Below are 18,824 nucleotides of genomic sequence, written 5' to 3'. Positions count from 1 at the left end.
GGTGTGGGCACCCGCCCCTACAATCAACCCCCGTAGGAGCCGATGCCCACATCGGCCCGCGTCACGTTAACGGTTGATAGGCCTCAATATCCGCGGCTTCAAAGGTAGTCATCTCCCGGTACACCGCCAGGCCCATATCCAGCAGGGGCATCACCGCCACCGCGCCGGTGCCCTCGCCCAGCCGCATACCGGCGTAGAGGAAGGGCTCCAGACCCAGCTCGCCCAGCACCAGCTTGCTGGCCGGCTCGTCGGAGGCGTGGGAACCCAGCATATAATCCTTACAGTTGGGGCAAATGCGGGCGGCAATGAGGGCGGCCACCGAGGAGATGAAGCCGTCCACCAGCACCGGTATATGGCACAGAGCGCCGCCCAGGAACACGCCCGCCAGGCCCGCCAGATCCAGGCCGCCCACCTTGTGGAGCACGTCCATGGGATCGCTGGGGTCGGGCTGGTTAATTGCGATGCCCTGCTCAATGGCGTGGATCTTCCGCACCAGGCCCTCGCTGGACAGACCGGCGCCCCGGCCGGTCATGACCTCGGGCTCCTTGCCCAGCAGCACGGCGGCCACGGCGGAGGAGGTGGTGGTGTTGCCGATGCCCATCTCGCCGGTACCCAGCAGCTTGACACCATTGGCGCACAGATTCCGGGCAATCTCCACACCGGTCAGCACGGCTCGCTCGGCCTCCTCCCGGGTCATGGCGGGACCCTGGGACAGGTTGGCGGTGCCCCGGCGGATGTTTTTCTGCAAGATCCGCTCCCCGTGGAGAGGGGTGGCCACACCGATGTCCACCGGCACGATCTCCACCCCGGCGGCCCGGCCCATGGCACACACACTGGTGTCACCGCTGGACATATTCTCCGCCACAATGGCGGTGACCTCCTGCCCGGTCTGGGTGACTCCGTCGGCCACCACGCCGTTGTCGGCGCACATCACCACCACCGCCCGCTTGGAGATGTCCACGTTGGGGGTGCCGGTGATGGCCGCCATGCGGATCACCGCGCTCTCCAGAGCGCCCAGGCTGCCCAGAGGCTTGGCGATGGCGTCCCAGCGGGCCTTGGCCTGGGCCGCAGCGTTTTGATCGGCGGGGGTGATGGAACGGACCACTTCTTCCAGTGTCATAGCAATGCCTCCTGTCGGCGGCGGGCCGCCGCCACGAAATTGCGGGCCATCTCGGGCTTGGCCCAAAAATGAAAGTGTGGAAAACCGGCGTACAGTGTAGGCGTATGAACACCGCAGTCCCAGCCACGGTTACTCAAAGGCTTCTGGGCCCGGAAGCTGTCGCCGGGCTGCTGGCTGTCCCAGTAGTGGAACTCATGGGCGGGCAGCTCTTCTCCCGCCTGACACAGCAGACCGTCGGTCCGGGCGGTGAGGGTCACATAGCCAAACCGGCCCAGCTTGCCGGTATTCCAGGCCCGGCTGGGGATCACCCCCGCCATGGGCCAGTCTCTTCCGCCCACATCCTCCAGCATCTCGTGGAGGTAAAGAAATCCGCCGCACTCGGCCACGGTGGGCAGGCCACCCGCCACCGCGTCCCGGATGGCGGACAACATAGCGGTGTTTTGACTGAGCTTCTCCGCCAGCAGCTCCGGGTAGCCGCCCCCCAAGTAGAGGCCGCAGGTACCCTCCGGCAAAGCCTGGTCCTCCAGGGGGGAGAACTCCACCAGCCTGGCCCCCAGCTTCTCCAGCAACTCCAGGCCGTCAGCGTAGTAGAAGCAGAATGCCTTGTCCCGGGCCACGGCAATCACCGGCGCTCCCTCCACCGGCTCCGGCAGGTCCAGAGGTCCGGCGTTCAGGTCGGAGGCGGAAGCCGCCAGAGCCAGCAGACCATCTAGGTCTATGGTCTGCTCCGCCTGGGCGGCCAGCTTCTTCAGCTTGTCTTTCAGGCCCGCCACCTCGTCGGCGGTGACCAGGCCCAGATGGCGGCTCTCCAGGGCACAGTCGGGCAGACTGGGCAGGAAGCCATACACCGTGACTCCGGTCTCCCCCTCAATGCACTCCTTCAGCCGGGGGTAGAGCATGGGGGACACCCGGTTGAGGATCACACCCTGGATACCACTGTCCGGTCGGAAGGTTTTCAGGCCGTGGACTACAGCGGACAGGGTGAGAGCGCTTCCCCGGCCGTCCACCACCAGCACCGCTGGGGTACGGGTGGCTTTGGCCAGGTGGTAGGCGCTGGCCTCATGGCTCATGGCGATGCCGTCATAGTAGCCCATGACCCCCTCGATGAGGGCCAGGCCGGACCCAATGCTGTTTTGCTCCAGCAGGGACCGGGTACGGTCCTCCCCCAGGAAGAACAGGTCCAGGTTGCGGCTCTTGGCCCCGATGACCTTGCTGTGGAACATGGGGTCGATGTAGTCGGGGCCGCACTTAAAGGCCACAGGATTGACCTTTCGGTCCATCAGGGCCTGCAAAAGAGCGCAGGTGACGGTGGTCTTGCCCCCTCCGCTGGCGGGGGCGCACAGCAGCAGCCGTGGGGTACTCATATTCGTCCCTCCCCGGAGAAGATCCACACCGGATTCTGGGCGTCCATCAGGTGATACCGGCCCGCCTGCCGGGTGCGGGTGGCAGACACCTGCACCATATCCGCCCCCTCCAGGGGGGCGAAAAGCCGGGCGGCCTCGGCCACCGTCTCCAGGGTGACGGCGGTACATACCACCCGGGCGGCGGGATTTTTCCGGAAGATGATATTTAAAATCTCCTCCAGCTCACCGGAGGTGCCCCCCAGAAAGACCCGGTCGGGTGCAGGCAGGTCCTCCAACGCCGCTGGGGCGGTGCCGGGCACCACCACCAGATTGCCGGTGTGGAACCGGGCCTTGTTCTCTTCCAGCAGGGCCACGGCCTCTTCCTTCTTCTCCACGGCATACACCTGTCCGGCAGGACAGGCCAGGGCGCACTCCACCGACACCGAGCCGGTACCGGCGCCCACGTCCCACACCACATGGTGCTCCTCCAGCCGCAGCTTGGAGATGGCCAGGGTGCGCACCTCCTCCTTGGTCATGGGCACGTCCCCCCGCAGGAAGGCCCCGTCGGGCAGGCCGGGGGAGTTGAAGGGCCGCACCACCGGGTCGGGATTCTCGGCCAGCACCACCGACAGGTCGGCAAAGGACTGCTCCGCCAGCTCCGCCGCGGTGCCGGTGACCACCCGCTCGTCGGGGTAACTCAGCCGCTCTCCCACCGAGATAGTGACCCCGCCCAGGCCCCGGCGGGTCAGCTCCTTGCAGATATCCTCCGCACGGGTAACCCCGCCGGTGAGGGCAAAGGTGCGGCTGTTGCGCTGGATCTCCCCCACCACGTTGTGGCTGCGGCCGTGTGCGCTGACGATCTTCACATCCTGCCAGCTGGTGTGCAGCTTGGCGCAGAAATAGCTGAGAGAGGAGATGCCGGGGATGGTGACCACCTCATGGTTGCCCAGCAGGGTCCACAGCTTTTTGGCTCCGCTGTAAAAGCCAGTGTCCCCGGACAGGAGCACCCCGACGGGGCCCTCCTGCTGCTTTTCGATGTATTCGGCGATATCGCTCCCGGCGATGAGGGGAACGCAGGTGTGGCTCTCCTGGAAGGGCTCCAGCAGCCGGGGAGCGCCCACCAGGGTGGGGCACGCCTTGACGGCCTCCAGCGCCCACACCGTCATGGTCTCCGGGGCGCCCATGCCCATGCCGATGAGATAGACTTTCATGCTTCTCCCTCCCGCAGCAGTTTCTCCTTACATTCTTCCAGGGTCAGGCCGGTCTCGGTCTGGGGCCGCTCCACCACCAGCAGCGCGCACCCCGCCTCACGGGCGGCCTCCGCCTTCTCCCGGAACCCGCCGTAGCCTCCGGTGTCCTTGGTTACTAGGGTCTTGATGTGACATTGCTTCAGCAGGGCCACATTCAGTTCCTTGGAGAAGGGGCCCTGCATACAGATGATGTTCTTGGGCGGAAAGCCCAGCTTCAGGCAGCGGTCCAGAGAATCCGCCATGGGCAGCACCCGGGGATAGCACCGCTCCACCAGGCCGGGCTTTGCAAAGGCGTCCAGTTCCTTGCTGCCGGTGGTGAGCAGCACGTTGCCCGGCAGCCGCTCCAGCATATACGCCGCCCCGGCCATGTCTCCCGCCTTGTGGCACAGGTCCTCCCCATCGGACTGGCGCACCAGCCGCAGGAGAGGCAGACCGGCCCCTTCCGCCGCGGCCTTGATGTTGGCGGTCACCTCCACGGCGTAGGGGTGGGTGGCGTCCACCACGTGGGTGAAGGGGCGGGAGGCCATCAGCTTCTCCATTTCCTCCCGGTCCATCCGGCCCACGTGGGCCTCCGTCTCAGAGGGCAGGAGGGTCTCGCCATACTCGGTGGCCACGCACACCAGAGTAGGGATCTTCTGATCCAGCAGCCACTGAGCCAGTTCTCTCCCCTCGCCGGTGCCGCCGAAGAGCAGGATGTTCATCTTATTCCCCCCGCTGGAGGTAGCCACGGGGGGTGACCATCTTGCCGCCCAGCACCTTGGTCTGGCTGTTGCCGATGAACACGGTGGTGAACATATCCACCTGGGTGTCCCGCAGCTGGGCCAGGGTGAGGAGCTTACCCTCCTCCCCCTCCCGGCCGATGTTGCGGACGGTGCCGCACACGGTCTCCGGGTCCTTGTCCCGCAGCAGGATGTCGCAAGCCCGCTGCAAATAGTCGGGCCGGTTTTTGCTGGCGGGGTTGTAGAGGCAGATCACGAAATCCGCCTGGGCGGCGGCGGTGAGCCGCCTCTCGATCTTCTCCCAGGGGGTGAGCAGATCGGACAGGGAGATCACCGCAAAGTCGTGGGTCAGAGGGGCGCCCAGCACGGCGGCGCCGCCGCAGGCGGCGGTAATGCCGGGCACCACTTCGATCTCAATGGGGTCATACTCCTGAGCCACCTCATAGATCAGTCCCGCCATGCCGTACACGCCGGAGTCGCCGGAGCATACCACCGCCACGTCCTTGCCGGTGAGGGCGGCCTCCACGGCAGCCCGGCAGCGGTCCACCTCCCGGCGCATCCCGGTGGACAGCACCTCTTTTTCAGGGAAATCAGGGCGTACCAGCTCAATATAGGCGGTATAGCCCACGATCAGGTCGCACCCTTCCAAAGCGGCCCGGGCACGACCGGTGAGGTCGGCGCCGCCGCCGGGGCCCAGTCCGATAACTGTTACTTTCATAGGATCTTCCTTCCTGCCACCGCCACGGTGACGCCGTTTTTTGCCTGCTTGGGTACCAGAATGGTACCGCCGGCACACACTGCCGCCCGCTCGCACACGTTATCCACCCCGGTGATATGGGCCACAAAGGCGGACGGGGTGAAGGTTCCCTCCGCCTGTTCCAGCTCCGCCGCCGAAAAGACGGCCAGGGGCAGGTTTTGGGCGGCACAGAAGGCCAGCAGGCCGGGCTCATTTTCTTTCAAATCAATGGTGGCCACCTGGGCTACCGCCTGGGCTTCATAGCCGGACAGGGCCTCCTCCACCGCCCCCCGGATGGTCTCCATGGGAGTTCCTCTCCGGCAGCCGATGCCCAGGATCAGCCCCCGGGGGGCCAGCCGCAGGGTGCGGGGGAAGGGGCCGGCCCCTGTTTTCCAGGTGACCCACACGCCCAGCTCCGCCGGGGCCTCTGTCAGTCCCGTCGGGCAGGGGTGGCCGAAGTCGCTGGCAAAGCCCACGCGCTTCCCCTCCAGCAGGGCGGCGGAGATCTCCTTGGCCAGCACCCGGTCAGTGATGACCATGCCCCGCTCCCTGGCCCACACGTCCACGGCAAACAGGCCGTTGACGTCGGTGGCGGTGGACACCGCCGCCTGACCACCGGTGAGGGCGGCCACCTTCAGGGCCAGTTCATTGGCCCCGCCCACATGGCCGGACAGCAGGGGGATGACGAACCGTCCCGCCTCGTCCACACTCACCACGGCGGGATCGGTGAATTTATCCTTCACATGGGGGGCGATGGCCCGGACAGCGATGCCCGCCGCCCCCACAAAGATGAGGGCGTCCGCCTCGGTCCAGGCTTTGGCGGTCCAGCCCTCCAGACTGTCGTAGGCCTCCGCTCCCACCTCAGGGGCGAAGCGGGCGGGCACATGGAGGGTGGCCCCCAGCGTATCGGCCAGGGTACGCCCCAAGTCCGCCCCCCGCCTGGTAAAGGCGATGATGGCCGCCGTCACTGGCTGGCCTCCCGGAATTCATGGGTAAAGGTGGGGTCGTACAGCTTGGACCGCTGGTAATCGTTCCCCAAAAAATAACCGATGGTAATGAGAGCCGTCTTGGTCACCTTATTCTCCCTGGCGGTTTTGGCCAGGGTGGACACGGTGCAGCGGTACACCTTCTCCTCCGGCCAGGTGGCCTTGTACACGATAGCCGCCGGGGTGTCGGGAGAATAGCCTCCCGCCATCAGCTCCTCCTCCACCTGCTCCAGCAGGCCGGTGGACAGGAAGAGCACCATGGTGCAGCCGTGGGAGGCCATCTTGCGCAGCTGCTCTCCCTCGGGCACCGGAGTGCGGCCCGCCATGCGGGTGATGATAACCGACTGTGATACATCAGGCAGAGTATACTCCGCGCAGAGGGCTGCGGCGGCTCCGGAGAAGGAGGACACGCCGGGAGTCACATCGTAGGCAATGCCCAGTTTGTCCAGCTCATCCATCTGTTCCCGGTGAGCGCCGTACAGGGAGGGGTCGCCGGTATGGAGCCGGACGGTGGTGCCCCCCCTGGCCTCGGTCTGCCGTATCACCTCGATAACCTCTTCCAGGGTCATCTTGGCGCTGTCGTAGACCTGGCAGCCTTCCTTTTTATAATCCAGCAGAGCGGGGTTTACCAGGGAACCGGCGTAGATGATGACATCCGCCTCCCCCAGCAGCTTGGCTCCCCGCACGGTGATGAGATCGGCCCCGCCGGGGCCCGCGCCGATGAAATGTACCATAATCGAAACTCCTATCTGTATCGGCGGACGACCATAAAGGTCGCCCCTACGATTGATGTTGATGCAGGGCAAGCAGTTTATCAGCTCCCGCTGTCTGTCCCAGCAGTCCATACTGGTTGGAGAAGAACACCGCCTCAATGGCCAGGTCGGGCCCGGCCCGGTGGTGCAATACCTCCTCCAGGGCCTGGGCAATGGAGGCCATCACCGGCTCCAGCAGCCCGACCTCCTTCAGCAGCTCCACCCCCGCATCGGTAGTAGGGCAGGCAAAGAGGGCTTTCAGCAGCGCCGGGCTTCCGCCCGCCAGAGCGGCGTGGGCGGTGAGGGTCTCCCGCCGGCCGTCGGCCACCTTGGAGTGGGTGTTCATGCTTCCCGCCGCCACCTTGATCAGCTTGCCCAGGTGGCCCACCAGCAGGAAGGACCGGAAGCCCAGCCCGGCGGCGTAGTCGATGGCGTGGCCCAGGTAGTTGCTGCAGGTGCAGCGATGGGTCAGGTCCAACCTCAAAGTCTGTTCCGCAAAGGTATCCCCGTAGTTGCCGGGGGTGACCAGCAAATCGGTCACTCCGGCGACGCGGGCCATATCCTGCTCCAGATAGAGGGAGTCGATGAGGGCGGCCTCGCTCATGGGGCGGACGATGCCGCTGGTACCCAGGATGGAGATGCCCCCCTCAATGCCCAGCCGCGGGTTGAAGGTGCGCCCCGCCAGGGCCTCCCCCTCCGGCACTGAGATGGAGATGGCCAGCCCGCCGGCATAGCCGGCCCTGGCCATCTCCTCCTCCGCCTGCTGCCGGATCATCCGCCGGGGGGTGGAGTTGATAGCGGCCGCGCCTACCGGCTGGTCCAGTCCGGGCCGGGTCACCCGGCCCACGCCGGTACCGCCGTCGATGGTGACGCCCGGGGTGTTGGTCTTTTCCGCCCGGGCAAAGATCCGGGTGCCGTTTGTCACATCCGGGTCGTCCCCGCCGTCCTTCCGGACTGCGCAGCTGGCCCAGCCGGTTCCGGCGGCGTGCTCCAGCAGCTCGACCTCTACTGGAATCCCTGCCGGGGTCTCAATACGGACAGCGGGCAGACTCTGCCCGGTGAGCAGCAGCCGGACCGCCCCGGCTGTAGCGGCGGCGGCACAGGTACCGGTGGTATAGCCGCAGCGCAGCCTCTTGTTCCCCACCGGGATATACACTTCCAGCACCAAACCGCCTCCTCTGCGTCAAAAAAGCCCTCCCCATGTCGGGGAGGGCTTTTCAATCCAAAAAATGCCGCACCTCTCCACCTCAGAGCTACGCAATACGGTATCCCTGCAGCGGGTTTCCTGGCTTGCGCTTCCTCCTCCGGCGCACCTTCTCAGCCCCATCGGCCAATGGTCTCTGCGCCTTCGTCCACGCTTACAGTAGAGGTAAGACTGCGCCGGATTTCCACCGGCTTCCCCCTTGGCGGCACTGCCGCAACTGCGGATACGCTTCAATTCTCCGCTCATTATAGCAGGGCGCGAGGGAAAAGTAAAGGTAATTTCTTGTCAAACGGACTCACAAGGCGGCTGCCGCACCATAACGAAATTGGTCAATTTGATCCCATGGCGTTCTACCTGCTGCTCCCGCTCCACCTCCCAGCCCCGGCGTTCAAAAAAGGGCCGGGCAGTGAGGGAGGCGTGGGTCAGCCGGGCGCCGGGCAGGCTGTCGCACAGGGCGGTGGCGACTCCCCGGCCCTGGAGATCCTTATGGACATAGAGCCGGTCCAGATAGCCATCGCCGGTCAGGTCGGCAAAGCCGGCAATCCTCCCGTCCCACTCCGCCACCAGAGTGGTGTGGGCCTGAAAGGAGGCGTCCCAGGCCGCCAGATCCACCTGTCCGTCGGCCCAGGCATCCAGTTGCTCCGGCGTATAGTCCCGCCCGCATACCCCATGGACCGTCTGGTAGAAGAGCTCTGCCAGAATGGGGCAGTCTGACGGACGGTAGGACCGTATTGTCAGACTCATGTGCGGTCCCTCATGTGTCTGGCCTTATCCCACAGCAGGGCGCCGTACTGACATACCTTCAGCAGCACGTTCATCACCGGGTAGGACAGACCCAGGAACACCACCAGTACCAGGAAGGACTGAATGGTCAGCTGGCTCAGGCCGAAGCTGGCTCCGAACCAGATAATAGCCACCGCGGAGGAGGCAGACATGGCGATCATCAGCACCCGCCGCTTCCAATCGAAGGGCTTACACACCTGATAGAGCACCAGCAGGCCGATGACCACCAGCAGAATGGTGGACATGGTAGACAGCTCGGCGGTGGTAAAGCCGAAGGCCAGATAGAAAGCCTCCAGCCCCAGCACGATGAGCAGGTCGGTAAGGCCGCCGGGCAGAGCCGCCCGGAACACATTGGTCAAAAATTTTCCCTTCACCAGCGCGTGGTTAGGCTCCAGAGCCAGGAAGAGAGAGGGTACGCCGATGGTAACGGCACTGAGGAAGGAGATCTGCAGCGGTGTTACCGGGTAGGGGAAGGTGGCAAACAGAGAGATGATGGACAGGAAGAAGGAGAAGATATTTTTCACCAGATAGAGGGCGGCGGCCCGCTGGATGTTGTTGATGACCCGCCGCCCCTCGGCCACCACCTTGGGCATAGCGGCAAAGTCGGAGTTGAGAAGCACCAGCTGGGCGGCATGGCAGGCGGCTTCCGCTCCGGAGGCCATAGCAATGCCGCAATCGGCATCCTTCAGGGCCAGTACGTCGTTAACACCGTCGCCCGTCATGGCCACGGTGTGACCCGCCCGCTGGAGGGCCCGGACCAGCTTGCGCTTCTGGTCAGGGGTAACACGGCCGAACACGGTGTATTCCCGCACCGCCCGGTCCATATCGGCGTCACTCTGAAGGGTGGCGGCGTCCACATAGCGGTCCGCCCCCTGGATGCCCGCCTGACGGGCCACCTCAGCCACCGTCACCGGGTTATCGCCGGAAATGACCTTAACGGCCACCTTCTGCTCGGCAAAGAACTGGAAGGTCTTGGGTGCCGATTCCCGCACCCGGTTGGACAGCAGCACCAGAGCCATGGGGCACACCTGCCGGGGATCCAGCCCCTTCTGGTCGGGCATCCCCTGGTATTCGGCGGCCAGCAGAACCCGGTAGCCCTTGGCAGACCAGGGGTCCACCTGCTCTTTCAGATCCCCGTACCGGGGTCCCATGATAAACTCGGGGGCGCCCACCAGATAGGCGCCGTGGCCGGGAAAGACGGCGGCGCTCCATTTGGTAGCGGATGTAAAGGGAATGATTTTTTCTGCGCGCCAGGCAGACGTGCCGTGGAACTTCTTCTGCATGGCCCGGGCGGTATCGTTATCCGCCTCGGAAACCTGATAGAATGCGTTGAGGATCTCGGTGACCTCGGTCTCGGCATACTTCTCCGGGTCCAGGTACACCACCTCGCCCACCTCCATCCGGGGTTCGGTGATGGTGCCCGTTTTGTCCACGCACAGCACGTCCACCCGTGCCAGCGTCTCGATGCAGTTCATATCCTGGGCCAGCACCTTGCCCTGGGCCAGCCGGATCATACTTACTGCCAGAGCCACGCTGGTCAGCAGATAGAGTCCCTCGGGGATCATGCCGATGAGGGCGGCCACCGTGGACACCACCGTCTCCTGGAAGGTACGGTTTACGATAAAAAATTCCTTGGCAAAGAGGGCGATGCCGATGGGGATCAGTAGGATACCAATGACCCGGATCAGCTTGTCCAGGGAGGCCATCATCTCGCTCTTGCCCACGGTGACGTCCTTTTTGGCCTCCAGGGTGAGGCGGGCGGCGTAGGATTCCGCTCCCACCCGGTCCAGCCGGGCCCGGCAGCGTCCCGCCACCACAAAGGAGCCGGAGAGCAGGGCGTCTCCCGGCTGCTTGATGATGGCATCGGCCTCGCCGGTAATGAGGGCCTCATTGACCTGGACCTGACCGGCCAGCACCGTGGCGTCAGCGGGGATCTGGTCACCGGAGCAGAGTTCCGCCACATCATCCCGCACCAGATGGGAGGCGGGCACCGAGCCCAGCTGTCCCTCCCGCACCACGTTGGCCCTGGGGGCGGCCAGCAGGTTGAGCTTGTCGATGGTGTGCTTGGAGCGCAGCTGCTGCAAAATGCCAATGCCGGTGTTGGCCATGGCGATCAGCAGGAACAGCAGGTCCTCCACCGAGCCCACAAAGATCAGCAGAGCGGCCAGCACCACAAAAATAAAGTTAAAAAAGGTAAAGACGTTGGCCCGCACGATCTGGCCCACGGTCTTGGTGGGGGATTCCACCGGATCGTTGGCCCAGCCGTTCTGCTGGCGCTCCCGCACCTGTGCCATGGTCAGGCCCAGATTGGGGTCAGCGCTCACCCGGGGCACATCCCGGCGGGGACGGGGGCCGGCCTGGGGTAATGGATGCTGTTTCTGCTTGCCTTTCATGTAGTCGCCCTCAATCCTGTAAATTCCGCCTGTGGGACGGATAATTTCCAAAATCTTGTCACATTATAGCCGATTTTTTTGGTGCATACAAGGCCGCCGAATAAATCTTAACCAATTCTCCACAATTTCTTAAGCCGGGGGTATGGCAGCCCTCTTTTCCCGCTATACTGGAACCAAAGGAGGGGTACCCATGGAGCCCATTTCAGACAAGATGCAGGTCCTGCTCCGGCTGGCGCTGTGCGGTGGCGGAGCCGCCCTGCTGTATGCGGGCGCCCTCAAGCTGCCCGCTCTGGAGGAGCACCGTCCCTGGCTGGAAGAGCACCGGCTTCAGATCATTGCCCTGGGGGCGGCTGCGCTGTTTGGCCTGTCTCTGCTGGCCTTTCCCCGGCCGGAGGACGGGGACGGCCAGGAAGAGTCCGACTGCTGCGACGGCTACGAGCCGGTGGAGTGAGCCGCCTCAAAAGAACAGGGCCCGCCGGATGGCGGGCCCTGTTTTGGTTTATCGGAAAAGGGGCAGCAGAGCCGCGCCGATGATACCGGCATCGTTGCCCAGGGCCGCCCGCACCAGCCGGGTACGGTGGACGCTGTTGCGGGCGTAGTCCTCCCGGTTCAGGATGTAGCGCACAGGGGCCATCAGCGTCTCCCCCTGAGCGGAGGGACCGCCGCCGATGCACACCACCTCGGGCTGGAAAATGTTCACCAAACTGGCCACGCCGCAGCCCAGGTAATCCACATACTCGTCAATGACCTTCCCAGCCGCCGCGTCGCCCAGAGCGGCGGCGTCAAAGGGGGTGCGGCCGTTGACTGTCTCCAGGGACCCGGCCAGTTCCCACAGCTTGGAGTCGGGATACTCCTGCATCACCTCGCGGGTACGCTTGATGAGGGCGGTGGCGGAGCAGTAGGCCTCAAAGCAGCCCTTCCGGCCGCAGGTACACAGCCGCCCGCCATGCTCGATGACAAAGTGGCCCACTTCCATGCCGGCGTAATTGAAGCCGGTATACAGCTTGCCGTTGAGGACGGCGCCGCCGCCCACGCCGGTACCCAAAGTAATGGCGATCATGGACTGGCTGCCCTTGCCTGCCCCGGCGGCAAATTCGCCCAAAGCGGCGGCGTTGGCATCGTTCTCCAGATAGATCTTTTTATTCAGCCGCTCCGCCATCAGGGCGGTGAGGGGCACGTTGGAAAAGTCCAGATTGGACCAGAACCGGATCACGCCGGTATCAGGCTCAATGGTACCAGGGGAACCGATGCCCACCGATTCGATATCGTCCAAGGACAGGCCCACCTGCTCCACCGCCGCCCGGGAGGCAGCCGCCATCTGATCGGCCACCTGTTCCGCCGGCACGCCCCGGGGGGTGGGCAGACTGACCTTCCCCAAAAGTTCACCATTTTCATTGACCACAGCGGCAGCCACATTGGTGCCGCCCAGATCGATTCCCAGATAGTACATCATCCCGCCTCCTTTGTTTTTCTCCCTGATTATAATGCACTCGGCCCGGCGGCACAAGAGAAAAAACGGCGTCCTGCGGACGCCGTTTTTCAGGTCACGATAGGCCCCCGGGCCCGTTTAGGGTAAATGGCGGGATCCTCCTTCCGCCGCTGACGGCGGGTCCGCAGATGGACCGTCAGCGCAACAATGGCACTGATCAGCAGGAATGCGTAAAAGCTGATCCCCCGGGACACCAGCACGGCAGGCGTCACCAGGCTGGAGCCAAAGAAGAGGGCCATGGCAGTAACGAAGCCGCCCTCAGAGGCGCCCACGGCGCCGGGCAGCGGCAGGTTGGCCACCGCCAGGGTCACCAGCGCCTGGGTGGCGATGATCTCCAGCGGACTGCTGCCGGTAAGGCCGAAGGCGTAGTACACTGCTACCGGAACGGAAAAGAGCGCGGTGAGCTGCACAACGGTGATCAGCACCAGCACCAGCATCATACCCGGGTTCTTTTTGACACACTCAGCGCCCCTGTGATACTCCTCCATCTGCTTTTCCAGTCGCTGGCGGGCCTTGTCCTCGTGGCGAATGATGCGCGCCTTGACCAGCAGCTTGAGTACGCCGCCGGTGAGCTTGCGGGCGGCGTTGGGCAGGAACATGAGGGAAAGCATCCCCACCGTCAGGCTGCCGTTGACCACCACGCCGTAGAGCAGCAACAAGCCCAGACCGCCGCCCAGATTGCGGACCAGGTCAAAATGGGTCAGCGCCGCCGTCAAAGCGTAGGCAATGACCACCGCCTGATAGCACACGGCGATCAGCATCATATTCAGCGCCCCGTGGGCCGCCGGGATGCTGTCCCTGGACATATAGTAGACCTGGGCCGGCTGACCACCGGTGGAAGAGGGGGTAATGGAACTGACATAAAAACCCACGAAGGAATAGCCCAGGCAGCGGCGATAGCGCACCTTATGGCCCAGGCGCCCCAAAATGATCCGGGAACACAGGGCCTCGCTGCCCACAAACACGAACATCATACCCAGCCCCACCAGCAGCCACAGGGGATTGAGCTGCCGCAGGGTGCCAGCCAGCCGCGAGAAGGACATATCCCGGAGCAGCATATAGCCGGTAAAGGCCATGAGGGCCAGGATCAGCCCGATACCGACCAAGCTCTTCCGTTTGTCCATCAGGCGCACACCCCTCTTCCCGCGGTCAGCTGAGCCAGGATATGGGTCAGACTCTCCTGCTCCAGCTGTTCCTTCAATGCGTGCATTTTGGCCGACATATCAGAAAGTGTATAGTCGTCATAAATCAGCTCCCGAATGGCCGTCAGGCACTCATCGGGCTCCTTGGCCGCCACCCGGCCCAAGCCCCGCTTCACCAGAAAACGGGCGTTGTTCTTCTCCTGCTCCAGGAAGGGCTCCCAGGCCAGGATGGGCAGTTCGGAGAAAATGCTCTCAAACATGGTGATGCCGCCGGGCTTGGTGAGCACCAGATCGGCCCAGGCCATATACTCGTAAACCCGGTCGGTAAAGCCGATCACCTGAATATTCTCATACTTGCCCGCCAGCCGGTCGTACAGCTTCTGGTTGCGGCCGGTAATGATAGTGGTATGTACGCCGGGCAGGGTGTCCAGCGCCTCATAGAAGGAATCCTTCCGGGGCATCATACCCAGGCCGCCGCCCATAATGAGCAGATTGCGCTCCTGCCGGTCCCCCCGGTGAACAGGCATCTTGAATTCCGCCCGGACGGGGATACCGGTGACGTAGATGATATCACGGTTGACTCCCTTGGCCACCAGCCGCTCCCTGATCTCCTCGGTACCCACCAGATAGCAATCGGTGGCACGGTGGATCCACTCGGAATGGCTGGTCAGGTCGGTGACGCAGGTCACCAGAGGCAGATCGCTCCCTGTCTCCCCTTTCCAGCGGGCCACCATACGGGCACAGATGGGATGGGTGGCAATGATCACATCGGGTCGCTTGGGCTCGAAAAGTTCCTCCACCCGGTCAGGGCACTGCTCGTCGTTCAGCGGCCGTTCGTCGGAATCCTTATTCTGGGTAAACTTATAATAAAGGTTAAACAGTCCGCTGCCCCGGGTCACCAGGACGTTGAACCACTTGTACATGGACTCGGAATTGTGGCTGGTATAGGCAATCAGATCCATAACCTCCACCTGTGCCTCAGGAAAAGCCCGCAGCAGCTGCTGACGCAGGGACATGGAGGCCGACCAGTGACCCATACCGAACTTACCCGTTACGATCAGGATATTCACGCAGCTCCCTCCTCACGATACTCTTTCTCATGGTCAAGTATAGCGGGCGTTTTTTTAGAAAATCAGAGCCTGTTTCTTAAAAAGATATTAAGAAAAAGAAACAGATTGTCACTTTTCCGCCCAGACCTCAAGGGGCAGAGGCTCTTCTCCAGCGGTACACACCGCCGCCCGCCAGTCCGGACCGGCATAGGCCCCAAAGCACAGGCCGTCCTGTTCCCCTGTCTGGCCCGGCTCCAGCAGAGGCACCGCAATGGTGCGGGGGGGCTGCCGCAGGCCAGTTCCCAGGCATTTTACCTTGGCCTCCTTCAGGGTCCACAGGGTATACAGGCTTCCCCAGTCCTCACCCCGGCCCTGGAACCAGGCAAATTCCTCCTCCGAGAGCACGTAACGGGCCAGTCCCGCCCGCCGAGGACGCACCCGCTCCACATCCACACCCAGAGGAGCCGCGCCTGCGCCGCACAGGGCCAGGCTGCCGCTGTGGCTCAGGTTAAAGTGCAGGCCGGGTATATCCGGAAACCAAGGCTTCCCCCACTCCATATAAGCGACCCGGGGCAGCTCCGTCCACCCAAACTCCTCCCGGAGCAGACGGGCAAGCAGCGCCCATGCGTCCCCTTCCTCCATCCGGAGCTTCATGTTCCCCGCCTCCTTCCACAGTCGCAAAAAGACGGCGAGCCCTACCGGTCGCTTTACGGCACGGCAGGGACGCCGCGTGTCCTTATTTGTCATTATATCCGGCGGGTCTTGGATTCGCAAGTCTCATTCGTTCACAATGCCATTTCTTTCATTTTTCCCTTTTCATTTTAAAAAGGGAGCCGGCTTTCCCCCTGTATTTGCTTTTGTCGGTGGTTGGAGGTACAATAAGATATCACGCCTGTTGGCTTGAACGCTCTTAAAAGGTTCTTAAGAGATTTCCGCCCCCGCTCTTAAAAGACGTCTGCTACTTTTAACTGTACACGAGGTGAGCTTATGTATACTATTCTCGTCTGTGATGACGACCATGACATCGTCTCCGCCCTGGATATCTATCTGACCAGCGAGGGTTACCGCACCGTCAAGGCCTATGACGGGTTGGAGGCCATCCGTGCCGTGGAGGCCCAGCAGGTAGATCTCATTCTGATGGACATTATGATGCCCGGTCTGGACGGTATCCGGGCCACCGCCAAGCTGCGGGAAAAATGCAACGTCCCCATCATCCTGCTCACGGCCAGGAGCGAGGATGCCGACAAGGTCCTGGGACTGAATATCGGCGCCGACGACTACATTACCAAACCCTTTAATCCCATCGAGGTCATCGCCCGGGTGAAGAGCCAGCTGCGCCGGTACACCAGCCTGGGCGGCAAAAGCGGCACAGGCGAGAACCCCCAGCTGCTTACCAACGGCGGCATCGCACTGGATGACAATGCCAAGTCGGTAACTGTGGACGGAGAACGGGTGAACCTGACTCCGCTGGAGTATAACATTCTCCTTTTGCTGCTGAAAAATCCAGGCCGGGTCTTTTCCACCAGCCAGATCTACGAGCTGGTGTGGAACGACCCCTCTCTGGGTTCGGAAAATACCGTGGCGGTCCACATCCGCCACCTGAGAGAAAAAATTGAGATCGATCCGGCCAACCCCAGATACATTAAGGTGGTGTGGGGCCTGGGCTACAAGATGGAAAAGCTCTGACCTGTTCAAAAGGAGGGGAACCACCATGAAAAAACTGGGAACCCGGCTGGCGGTAAAGGTGATCGCCTTCCTGCTGGCCCTGGGCACCGGCGTCGGCGGCTTCTGGGCCACCCTGTTCATCCTCTCCCAGTGGGATACCCTGTGGACCGGCGTGGGCTACTACTCCAGCAACTCCTGTTTCCAATACATGAACAACCGCATGATACAGGTGGAGGAGCTGGCCCGGCTGCTCCAGTATCAGGCCTGGGAGGCCCCACTGTCCTACCTGGATCAGCAGCGCCTCGGCGACCTGAACTACGCCCTGGACAGCAGCCGCACCAATTTCTGCTTTACCATCCGGCGCAACGACAGCGGCGCACTGGTCTACTCCAATCTGGAGGACGGCAAAACGGTGGAGAGCAGTGTCCATACCGTCCTGCGGGATTCCATCGACGTGACCTACAACGATGGCGGCGAGCGCCGGAAAGACTACTTCGTCTGGAACGGAGAAAAGCAGTTCTATCTGCTCTATGTGGTGCTGGACGACGGCGCCGAGCAGCTGCTCACCCCTAATGACGCCGCCACGGCCGCCCAGTACGGCTACACCTTCAACGGAAACTCCTGGGACTATAACCAGGCTCAGGACAGCCGCCTGCTCTATATGGAACTGGCTGTGGAATACGGCGTGGCCTATCCCCTGTCGGTCCACGACGAATTCTGGGACAGCTCTCAGGATTTCAGCGAGTACGCCCGGTATCTGCCCGCTCTGGCGGTGCTCACTGTGGTGCTGGATGTGTCCTGCGTGCTGACCTGCGTCTTTCTGTGCCGGGTGGTGGGCCTCCGGCCGGGCAGGGAGGATGTCACCCTGAGCCGCTTCGACCGCATCCCCATGGATCTGCTGGTGCTGCTGGATATCTGGACCATCATTCTGCTGCTGGCCGGAGGCGATCCCATGGCCGTCGCCCTCAACGCCAACGGCCCCTCTACCGACGTGGTGGTGGGACTTGCCCTCATCTCCAGCGGAATAGGCCTTTGTTTTCTCTCTTTCCTGCTTACCTTTGTGACCCGTCTCCGCACCAAAACCCTGTGGAGCAACACGCTTGTCTGGCGCCTGATCCAGGTGCTGGGCCGTGCTCTTCGCAACGCGGCCCACAGCTGGCCCCTCACCGGGCGGATCATCATTCTCTTTCTGCTCTATCTGGTGGGCACCGTTCTCACCGGCCTTACCGTGGTGTTGATTCCGGTCTACCAGGGGCTGGTATTGTGGCTGCTGTGCCGGTGGGCCATCCAGTGGCACCGGGTCCGCCAGGGCGCCGACCATATCCTGGGCGGTGATCCCAGCTTCAAGATCGACACCAGGGGCCTGTACCACGACCTGGCCCAGCACGCCAAGCAGCTCAACGATCTGGGCGACACCATCAGCCAGGCGGTGGATGAGCGCATCCGCAGCGAGCGTTTCCGGGCGGAGCTTATCACAAACGTATCCCACGATCTGAAAACTCCCCTGACCTCCATCATCAACTATGTGGACCTGCTGAAGAAGCAGCCCATTGACGATCCCCAGGTCCAGTCCTACATCGAGGTACTCACCCGGAAAAGCCAGCGGCTGAAAAAGCTGACCGAGGATCTGGTGGAGGCCTCCAAAGCCTCCACCGGCACCCTCCCCGTCCACCTGGAGCGGCTGGGCATGGTACAGCTGGTCCGGCAGGCCCTGGGAGAATTCGAGGAGCGATTTGCCCAGAGCAATCTGGCCGTGGTCACCCTCTATCCGGAGGAAGAGGTGTGGATCATGGCGGATGGTCACCACCTGTGGCGGGTCATCGACAACCTCCTGTCCAACTGCAACAAGTACGCCCTGGAGGGCACCCGGGTCTATCTGGAGATCACCCGTCGGGACAATGCCGCCGTATTCTCGGTGAAAAACATCTCCCGGCAGCAGCTCAACATCCCCCCTGAGCAGCTGATGGAACGCTTTGTCCGTGGGGATACCTCCCGCACCACCGACGGCTCCGGCCTGGGACTGTCCATCGCCCGCAGCCTCACCGAGCTGCAGCACGGCCAGTTTGATCTGAGCATCGACGGCGATCTGTTTAAGGCCACCGTCACCTTCCAGCTGGCTCCGCCGCCCAAGGTTGAGACGGAGCCACAGCTTCCCCCGCCCGCATAAAAGAAGTCCTGCCGTTTTCACGGCAG

At 63.1% G+C, this 18,824-nt stretch carries 17 protein-coding genes and 1 riboswitch; of the genes, 3 read left to right on the top strand and 14 right to left on the bottom strand.

Going from position 1 to position 18,824, the window contains the following annotated elements; all coding sequences use genetic code 11:
* Positions 1-61: 61 nt before the first annotated feature.
* The 10 genes from cobT to WHJ28_RS02940 all read right to left on the bottom strand — a co-directional run bounded on the left by cobT (position 62) and on the right by WHJ28_RS02940 (position 11,286).
* Entirely contained in the window at positions 62-1,120 is a 1,059-nt protein-coding gene (gene cobT / locus WHJ28_RS02985) for a nicotinate-nucleotide--dimethylbenzimidazole phosphoribosyltransferase (RefSeq protein WP_340039647.1), read from the bottom strand.
* Complete coding sequence (locus WHJ28_RS02980) at positions 1,117-2,484, bottom strand: cobyrinic acid a,c-diamide synthase CobB (RefSeq protein ID WP_340039646.1); 1,368 nt, start codon at positions 2,482-2,484, stop codon at positions 1,117-1,119. Before WHJ28_RS02980 ends, cobT begins: the two co-directional genes overlap by 4 nt.
* Positions 2,481-3,674, bottom strand: coding sequence for a precorrin-6y C5,15-methyltransferase (decarboxylating) subunit CbiE (gene cbiE, locus WHJ28_RS02975; protein WP_340039644.1), 1,194 nt, complete (start codon positions 3,672-3,674; stop codon positions 2,481-2,483). The genes WHJ28_RS02980 and cbiE overlap by 4 nt, the downstream gene beginning before the upstream one ends.
* Complete coding sequence (cobK, locus tag WHJ28_RS02970; protein ID WP_340039643.1) at positions 3,671-4,414, bottom strand: precorrin-6A reductase; 744 nt, start codon at positions 4,412-4,414, stop codon at positions 3,671-3,673. The genes cbiE and cobK overlap by 4 nt, the downstream gene beginning before the upstream one ends.
* A 1-nt stretch (position 4,415) precedes the next feature.
* Positions 4,416-5,150, bottom strand: coding sequence for a precorrin-3B C(17)-methyltransferase (cobJ, locus tag WHJ28_RS02965; protein WP_340039642.1), 735 nt, complete (start codon positions 5,148-5,150; stop codon positions 4,416-4,418).
* Entirely contained in the window at positions 5,147-6,136 is a 990-nt protein-coding gene (locus WHJ28_RS02960) for a cobalt-precorrin 5A hydrolase (RefSeq protein ID WP_340039641.1), read from the bottom strand. The genes cobJ and WHJ28_RS02960 overlap by 4 nt, the downstream gene beginning before the upstream one ends.
* Complete coding sequence (gene cobM / locus WHJ28_RS02955) at positions 6,133-6,888, bottom strand: precorrin-4 C(11)-methyltransferase (protein ID WP_340039640.1); 756 nt, start codon at positions 6,886-6,888, stop codon at positions 6,133-6,135. Before cobM ends, WHJ28_RS02960 begins: the two co-directional genes overlap by 4 nt.
* 46 nt (positions 6,889-6,934) lie before the next feature.
* Complete coding sequence (gene cbiD / locus WHJ28_RS02950) at positions 6,935-8,071, bottom strand: cobalt-precorrin-5B (C(1))-methyltransferase CbiD (RefSeq protein ID WP_340039639.1); 1,137 nt, start codon at positions 8,069-8,071, stop codon at positions 6,935-6,937.
* 93 nt (positions 8,072-8,164) lie between these two features.
* Positions 8,165-8,347, bottom strand: a riboswitch (cobalamin riboswitch).
* 48 nt (positions 8,348-8,395) lie between these two features.
* Positions 8,396-8,848: a GNAT family N-acetyltransferase gene (locus WHJ28_RS02945; RefSeq protein ID WP_340039803.1), complete on the bottom strand. Its 453-nt coding sequence runs from the start codon at positions 8,846-8,848 to the stop codon at positions 8,396-8,398.
* Positions 8,849-8,850: 2 nt separating this feature from the next.
* Positions 8,851-11,286 carry a cation-translocating P-type ATPase gene (locus WHJ28_RS02940; RefSeq protein WP_340039638.1) on the bottom strand — a complete coding sequence of 812 codons (2,436 nt, stop codon included), beginning with the start codon at positions 11,284-11,286 and terminating at the stop codon, positions 8,851-8,853.
* Between the two features lie 190 nt (positions 11,287-11,476).
* On the opposite strand from WHJ28_RS02940, the gene WHJ28_RS02935 reads away from it, so the two are divergent.
* Positions 11,477-11,737: a hypothetical protein gene (locus WHJ28_RS02935; protein WP_340039636.1), complete on the top strand. Its 261-nt coding sequence runs from the start codon at positions 11,477-11,479 to the stop codon at positions 11,735-11,737.
* A 48-nt stretch (positions 11,738-11,785) separates the two neighbouring features.
* Here the strand turns inward: WHJ28_RS02935 and WHJ28_RS02930 are convergent, their stop codons facing one another.
* The 4 genes from WHJ28_RS02930 to WHJ28_RS02915 form a co-directional block, all read right to left on the bottom strand.
* Positions 11,786-12,736, bottom strand: a complete 951-nt coding sequence (locus WHJ28_RS02930; RefSeq protein ID WP_340039635.1) for an ROK family protein — start codon at positions 12,734-12,736, stop codon at positions 11,786-11,788.
* 89 nt (positions 12,737-12,825) lie between these two features.
* A complete protein-coding gene (locus WHJ28_RS02925) occupies positions 12,826-13,899 on the bottom strand; it encodes a lysylphosphatidylglycerol synthase transmembrane domain-containing protein (RefSeq protein ID WP_340039634.1) in 1,074 nt (357 codons plus the stop codon).
* Positions 13,899-14,987 (bottom strand): MGDG synthase family glycosyltransferase, encoded by a 1,089-nt coding sequence (locus WHJ28_RS02920; protein WP_340039632.1) that lies wholly within the window; start codon positions 14,985-14,987, stop codon positions 13,899-13,901. The genes WHJ28_RS02925 and WHJ28_RS02920 overlap by 1 nt, the downstream gene beginning before the upstream one ends.
* Before the next feature lie 108 nt (positions 14,988-15,095).
* Complete coding sequence (locus WHJ28_RS02915; protein ID WP_340039631.1) at positions 15,096-15,620, bottom strand: 4'-phosphopantetheinyl transferase family protein; 525 nt, start codon at positions 15,618-15,620, stop codon at positions 15,096-15,098.
* A gap of 333 nt (positions 15,621-15,953) precedes the next feature.
* Between WHJ28_RS02915 and WHJ28_RS02910 the strand changes: the two genes are divergently transcribed.
* On the top strand, positions 15,954-16,652 hold the full coding sequence (locus WHJ28_RS02910; protein ID WP_340039629.1) for a response regulator transcription factor: 699 nt from the start codon (positions 15,954-15,956) through the stop codon (positions 16,650-16,652).
* A 25-nt stretch (positions 16,653-16,677) separates the two neighbouring features.
* Positions 16,678-18,798, top strand: coding sequence for a sensor histidine kinase (locus WHJ28_RS02905; RefSeq protein WP_340039628.1), 2,121 nt, complete (start codon positions 16,678-16,680; stop codon positions 18,796-18,798).
* Positions 18,799-18,824: the final 26 nt, after the last annotated feature.

The organism is Flavonifractor porci (assembly GCF_037572415.1).
GTDB classification, from domain to species: domain Bacteria; phylum Bacillota; class Clostridia; order Oscillospirales; family Oscillospiraceae; genus Flavonifractor; species Flavonifractor porci.
Note: the sequence above shows the minus strand (reverse complement) of the source record. Positions and strands in the feature narration are given on the sequence as shown.

Coding starts and splice junctions, on each gene's coding strand:
- cobT (WP_340039647.1), bottom strand. CDS start 1,120: ATGACACTGGAAGAAGTGGTCCGTTCCATCACCCCCGCCGATCAAAAC.
- WHJ28_RS02980 (WP_340039646.1), bottom strand. CDS start 2,484: ATGAGTACCCCACGGCTGCTGCTGTGCGCCCCCGCCAGCGGAGGGGGC.
- cbiE (WP_340039644.1), bottom strand. CDS start 3,674: ATGAAAGTCTATCTCATCGGCATGGGCATGGGCGCCCCGGAGACCATG.
- cobK (WP_340039643.1), bottom strand. CDS start 4,414: ATGAACATCCTGCTCTTCGGCGGCACCGGCGAGGGGAGAGAACTGGCT.
- cobJ (WP_340039642.1), bottom strand. CDS start 5,150: ATGAAAGTAACAGTTATCGGACTGGGCCCCGGCGGCGGCGCCGACCTC.
- cobM (WP_340039640.1), bottom strand. CDS start 6,888: ATGGTACATTTCATCGGCGCGGGCCCCGGCGGGGCCGATCTCATCACC.
- WHJ28_RS02940 (WP_340039638.1), bottom strand. CDS start 11,286: ATGAAAGGCAAGCAGAAACAGCATCCATTACCCCAGGCCGGCCCCCGT.
- WHJ28_RS02935 (WP_340039636.1), top strand. CDS start 11,477: ATGGAGCCCATTTCAGACAAGATGCAGGTCCTGCTCCGGCTGGCGCTG.
- WHJ28_RS02930 (WP_340039635.1), bottom strand. CDS start 12,736: ATGTACTATCTGGGAATCGATCTGGGCGGCACCAATGTGGCTGCCGCT.
- WHJ28_RS02925 (WP_340039634.1), bottom strand. CDS start 13,899: ATGGACAAACGGAAGAGCTTGGTCGGTATCGGGCTGATCCTGGCCCTC.
- WHJ28_RS02915 (WP_340039631.1), bottom strand. CDS start 15,620: ATGAAGCTCCGGATGGAGGAAGGGGACGCATGGGCGCTGCTTGCCCGT.
- WHJ28_RS02910 (WP_340039629.1), top strand. CDS start 15,954: ATGTATACTATTCTCGTCTGTGATGACGACCATGACATCGTCTCCGCC.
- WHJ28_RS02905 (WP_340039628.1), top strand. CDS start 16,678: ATGAAAAAACTGGGAACCCGGCTGGCGGTAAAGGTGATCGCCTTCCTG.